Raw genomic sequence first — 3,499 nt, 5'->3', positions numbered from 1 at the left:
TCGACAATCTCCCCTTCCTTGAGCACATAAATCCTGTCCACCTTGCGGATCGTGGATAAGCGGTGGGCGATGATAATGGTCGTCCTGTTTTTCATCAGTTCATCCAAAGCCTCTTGTACCAATGCCTCAGATTCAGCATCCAATGAGGACGTCGCTTCATCCAAAATCAAAATAGCGGGATCTTTCAGGATTGCCCTTGCGATGGCGACACGCTGTCGCTGTCCGCCCGAAAGTTTGATACCGCGCTCGCCGACTTTGGTATCCAATCCTTCGGGAAACTTACTGATAAACTGCCATGCATTGGCTTTTTTGGCTGCTTCGATGATTTCTTCATCTGATGCATCCGGCTTGGCATAGGCAATATTTTCCTTGATACTTCCGCCAAACAACAGGACTTCCTGCGGTACGATTCCGATGTTGGATCGGAGTTGCTTCAGATTCCAATCTTGAATAGGCTTGCCATCGATCAGGATGTTTCCTTTTTCTATGGGATAAAATTTCAAAAGCAGTTGGATGATGGTGGACTTGCCGGCACCGCTTTGTCCTGCCAAAGCGACTTTTTCTCCTGCAGGAATATTGAAATTGATGTTTTTCAAAACCTCCATCTCAGGACGTGTAGGATAAGAAAAACGTACATTTTGGAAACTTACATTTCCTTTCATCGGGATTTTTTGGAAATCAGCCGTGGAGATTTCAGGCACTTCATCCAAGATCTCCAATACACGCTCGGATGAACCGATGGCTTTTTGGAGTTGGCCGTAGATATCTCCCAAGCCCGCAATCGACCCACCGATAAATGTGGTATAGAGTACAAATGAAACCAAGTCTCCCACGCTCATGTCTCCGGAAGCCACCAAAGTAGCCCCGTACCACATTACAGCTACGATTCCGCCAAACAATGCAAAGATGATAAAGGAAATAAATGCACCCCTGAATCCCGCGGCTTTCAAAGCCACAGCCACCACTCTTTCCAATCCTTTTCTGTACCTGTTTGATTCATATTGCTCTCCGGCAAATGATTTGACGGTCATGATGGACTGAAGCGTTTCTTCGACAATTACATTTGCTGCGGCAAGTTCATCTTGGGTTTGTTTGGAGAGTTTGCGGATAAATTTCCCAAAAACCATCGCAATGATCACCAAAACAGGAAATGTCGCCAACATAAAAAGTGTCAGTTTTGGGGTAGTCATCATTAGGAAAACCACTCCCGCAATCAAAGTGATAATCTGTCTTAAGAGCTCCGCCAAAGTCGTCGAGAAAGTATCCTGCAACATGCTGACATCTGCTGTGATCCTACTGATCAGTTCGCCGGTTCTTCTTTTGTCAAAAAAGGTCATCGGCAACTGCACCAATTGGCTGTACAATGAAATCCTGATATCACGCATACTTCGCTCTGATACTTTGGCAAAAAGCCAAACCCTAAAAAAGGAGAAAATACTTTGTACCAATAAAATCCCCAAAAGAATAAAGGCTATTCCGTTGATATCATCTACCAACCATGTTTTTCCGGAAGCGGTATCAATCAGCTTGCCTGCTACATATGGAAAAGTCAAAAGTGTCAAGCTTGAAAATATGAGGAAAAGCATCCCCAGGAAAAAATTCAACCTATAGGGTAAAATAAATCTAAAAATTCCCCCAAGCTTACTCAGATTCTGTTTGTTCAGCTTGCGCTTTTCGTGCTCTTCAAGGGCATCGCCTCTCTTTTTTGCCATGGATACTTTTAATTCTGAATTCCTAACCTGCAAATCTAAACAATATGACCGTAGACGGAAGATAAATGATCAGATTTTCAAACATAGAAGTGGTATATGGAAATATTTATTTTGAAAATATTTTAGCAGTCAGCATTCAAGTTGTGTATTTTTATAAAAAACAAAACCCAAAGTCCATGAGTCTCTTTACACTTTCCCCCGCCCAAGTTGCCGATTTCCACCGTGACGGTTTCGTCCTTGTCAAAGGATTCTGCTCGAAAGAGGAAACACAAAAAATGTACAGGACAGCCATCGAAGACGATGCTATGCGAAAAAACGCCTTGGACCTCAACGACCTTTCCGGGAAGAAAACAAGACTTTCCCTATGGTTTAAGCCAGGAAACGATGTTTTTGGATACCTGACAAGGAGTGAAAAAATGGTGAATTCAGTGGCAAAATTGTTGGACAGTAATGCTCCTGTCTGTCATTTTCATTCCAAACTCATGCAAAAAGAACCACGTGTCGGCGGAGCTTGGGAATGGCATCAAGACTATGGGTATTGGTACAAGAACCAGTTTATGTTTCCTGACCAACTCCTCAGCGTCATGGTGGCATTGACGGAGGCCAACATAGAAAATGGCTGCCTTCAAGTAATCAAAGGTTCCCACAAATTGGGCAGGGTTAATCACGGTTTTTCCGGTGAGCAAGTCGGTGCGGATATGGTCATGGTCGAAAATGCCCTCAAAACCATGGAATTGGTCTATTGTGAAATTGATCCCGGAGATGCTTTGTTTTTCCACAGCAACCTGCTGCACAGGTCAGAAGCCAATCTTTCTGACAAGCCCCGTTGGTCGATCATTGCCTGTTACAATTCCCAATCGAACATTGCCTACAATGAAACTTCTACTTCCTGGAAAACTCCTGTAGACATTGTCCCTGACGAAGCGATTTTGGAATGGGAGGCCGATTCGCTTTCCTCTGCCGATTTTCTCAAAAAGGAAAATGATCCCGCGCTCAAAGAGACAGGTTGGGAAAAAGATGTAAAGTCCTCTTGATTCCAATTTCATCAATATGAAAATAGCATACTTTTGCCCGCTTTGGGGCTCAGAGTCAATCCCGTTTGAAGATTTCCTAAACCGTGTTTTGGAGGCAGGATATGATGGGGTGGAAATGAGTTTTCCTTTGGATGAAAAGGAAAGAGATCAAAAAGCAAATCTGATCAATTCCTATGGTTTAAAATTGATTGCCCAACATTGGGAAACTGTCGATGCTGATTTTTTGGTCCACAGCAAAAATTTTGAAAAAAGACTCAGAAATTTGGCTGCGACCAATCCCCTTTTCATCAATTCCCAAACAGGCAAGGACTACTATTCCTTTGATCAAAATAAAGCCTTATTTGACTTGGCATGCCAAATTTCGCATGAAACATCCATTCCTGTCCTTCATGAAACCCATCGTGGAAAATGGAGTTTTGCTGCCCATATTACCAAAGAATACCTTGACCGCCTTCCTGAACTGAAAATTGCCTTGGACATTTCGCATTGGTGCGTGACTGCAGAGTCCTTTTTGGAAGATCAGGAGGAGGCTGTTCAGGCGGCGATAAATTCTACAGAACATCTCCACGCGAGAGTAGGATATACCGAAGGCCCTCAGGTACCGGATCCTCGGATCCAAGAGTGGAAAGCACCGTTGGACAGACATTTAACCTGGTGGGATCAGGTAATCGAAAAAGCGGAAAAGGAAGGGAAAGAATATTTCACAGTAACCCCTGAATTTGGTGCGCCACCTTATATGGTGCTGCACCCCGC

Annotated in this window: 3 protein-coding genes; 2 read left to right on the top strand and 1 reads right to left on the bottom strand. The window is 43.7% G+C overall.

Annotated features, from left to right (window positions below; all coding sequences use genetic code 11):
• Nucleotides 1-1,712 (bottom strand): ABC transporter ATP-binding protein (locus tag ACZFYI_RS17545; RefSeq protein ID WP_462525422.1); only part of this gene is annotated, 1,712 nt, incomplete at its 3' end.
• A 176-nt stretch (nt 1,713-1,888) separates the two neighbouring features.
• Here ACZFYI_RS17545 and ACZFYI_RS17540 point away from each other — a divergent pair.
• Nucleotides 1,889-2,746 (top strand): phytanoyl-CoA dioxygenase family protein, encoded by an 858-nt coding sequence (locus ACZFYI_RS17540; RefSeq protein ID WP_462525423.1) that lies wholly within the window; start codon nt 1,889-1,891, stop codon nt 2,744-2,746.
• A gap of 16 nt (nt 2,747-2,762) precedes the next feature.
• On the top strand, nt 2,763-3,499 hold a 737-nt coding region (locus ACZFYI_RS17535), incomplete at its 3' end, for a sugar phosphate isomerase/epimerase family protein (protein ID WP_462525421.1).

This window comes from Aquiflexum sp. (genome assembly GCF_977115555.1).
This window is presented reverse-complemented; position numbering and strand designations above follow the sequence as displayed.

Bases quoted from the DNA above. Each gene is read 5' to 3' on its own strand.
- ACZFYI_RS17540 (WP_462525423.1), top strand. From the start codon at position 1,889: ATGAGTCTCTTTACACTTTCCCCCGCCCAAGTTGCCGATTTCCACCGT.